Origin of the sequence: Micropruina sp. (assembly GCF_027492755.1) — a bacterium.
In the GTDB taxonomy this organism is placed as follows: Bacteria; Actinomycetota; Actinomycetes; order Propionibacteriales; family Propionibacteriaceae; genus Micropruina.
In genome coordinates, this window is record NZ_JAPUED010000159.1 from 3014 (window position 1) to 5217 (window position 2204).

Sequence of the window (2204 nt, forward strand, 5' to 3'; positions counted from 1 at the left end):
AACGGTGGAACGGCGTCCCGGGGATGCCGGGACCCCGGGCTCTACAGCTCTTCCTCGGCGACGACCTCGACCAGGCGGTCGCGGATCCGGCGGGCACGCAGCGGGTCGTGGCTGGTGATCACCGCCACCGTCACTCCGGACGTCTCGCCGGTGGCCGGCGTCCAGGCCGAACCGGCGTCGGCGTGGTCGGCGCGCACGCAGAAGGTGTGCCGCTGCTCGGCTTCGAACGTCACCGCCGCATTCACCTCGGCCGAATCGGTGGCCGCCAGCACGTACCAGGCGCCGTCCAGGTCGGACGCCGTGAACTGCCGGGCCTGCCACACCAGCGCACCGGAGTCGGCCAGCGAGCGCAACTCCGCGTTCACTTCGGGCGAGATCAGTTCGACCCGTGCGCCGGCGGCCAGCAGTTTCGGGACGCGACGCCGGGCCACGTTGCCGCCGCCGACCACCACGACGCGGCGTCCGTGCAGCAACAGGCCCGCCAGATAGGTGGGTGAACCCGAGCCGACCTGACCGCTGGACGATTCGTTCATCCGATTCTCCTCGTCATCGGGACCCGTGGCTGTCGCGCACGAACGGCCGCGGAGCGAGCGTGTACTGACGGTACTACCGCGGTCGGCGGATGAGTCCGAGCAGAGCGTCCACATCCAGATGCTGCTCGATCGCGTCGGCCAGTCCGTCCAGCATGCGTTCGCGTCGCTCGCGGAAGCCGAGGGCGCCCGGCGTCGGTGTCCACGACGATCCGGACGCCGCGGCGACCTCGCTCAGCCAGGCCCGCCGGAAGTCGTCGTTCTCGAAGGTCCCGTGCCAGATCGTGCCCCACACATTGCCGTGCCGGATGCCGTCGAGGAACGGCTCGCCGCCGTCGGCCTCCACCACCCCGTGATGGATCTCGTAGGCCTTCACATCATGCCCGCGCCACGCTCCCCGGGGACGGCCCAGCACCTTGTCAGCGCCGAATCGCACGTGGGCGGGCAGCAGTCCCAGCCCGGGTTCAGGCCCGCGCGCCGACTCCACCGGGTCGTCGATCATGGTCGCCAGCATCTGGTAGCCGCCGCAGATGCCCAGCACCGGACGGCCCTGCCGGGCCCGCGCGGCCACGGCGTCGGCGAGCCCGCGCTCCCGCAGCCAGGCCAGGTCGGCCAGTGTGGAGCGGCTGCCGGGCAGCACCACCAGGTCGGCCTCGGCGACGTCGGCGGGCGAGGCCGTCACCGTCACCCGGACGCCCGGCTCGGCGGCCAGGGCGTCCAGATCGGTGGCGTTGGAGACCCGCGGGAATCGGATCGCCGCGACCCGCAGGGTTCCGGACGCCCCGGCCAGCCGTGGCCAGCGGGCGAAGGCCAGCGCGTCCTCGCTGTCCAGCCACACCTCGGGCAGCCAGGGCAGCACCCCGTGACACGGCAACCCGGTGCGCCGGGTCAGTTCGTCCAAACCGGGGTCGAGCACCGACTGGTCACCACGGAATTTGTTGATCACATACCCGGCGAGCAGTGACCGGTCATCGTCGTCGACGATCGCCCAGGTGCCGAAGACCGCGGCCAGCACGCCGCCCCGGTCGATGTCCCCGCAGAGCACCACCGGCAGATCGAAACGCCTTGCCAAGCCGAAGTTCACATAGTCGCCGGCGCGCAGGTTGATCTCCGCCGGAGATCCCGCACCTTCGCACAGCACCACGTCGTAGCCGGCCGCCAACTCGGCATAGGCGGCGAAGGCGGCCTCGGCCAGCCGGGTGCGTCCGGTCGCGTACTCGCCGGCCTCCAGGGTTCCGGCGGGTTCGCCGCGCAACACGATGAACGCCTGCCGATCGGTGCCGGGCTTGAGCAGCACCGGGTTCATCGCCGACGTGGCCTCGACCCGGGCAGCCTGCGCCTGCAGGTACTGGGCACGTCCGATCTCGGAGCCGTCCGGGCAGACCATCGAGTTGTTCGACATGTTCTGCGCCTTGAACGGTGCGACCGCGATGCCGCGCCGGTGCAGGCTGCGGCACAACCCGGTGGTGATCAGCGACTTCCCGGCGTCCGAACTGGTGCCGGCGATCAGCAGGCCGGCCATCAGGCATCGCCCGATCCGGACGCCGACCGCGATCGCCCGCCGGTTGACGAGTCCGCCGCACCCGGCCACCCGGAAGGCGCCAAGCACTGCAGTTCGTCCACCCGTCGGAGGCTAACGGAACCGCTTCGCGAACCACCAACGGAACGGTGCCC

At 71.3% G+C, this 2204-nt stretch carries 2 protein-coding genes; both read right to left on the bottom strand.

Going from position 1 to position 2204, the window contains the following annotated elements; genetic code table 11:
- Positions 1–41: 41 nt before the first annotated feature.
- Positions 42–533 carry an NAD(P)-dependent oxidoreductase gene (locus Q0066_RS11295; protein ID WP_298132954.1) on the bottom strand — a complete coding sequence of 164 codons (492 nt, stop codon included), beginning with the start codon at positions 531–533 and terminating at the stop codon, positions 42–44.
- Positions 534–606: 73 nt separating this feature from the next.
- Positions 607–2052, bottom strand: a complete 1446-nt coding sequence (locus Q0066_RS11300) for a cobyric acid synthase (protein WP_298132961.1) — start codon at positions 2050–2052, stop codon at positions 607–609.
- Positions 2053–2204 lie beyond the last annotated feature (152 nt).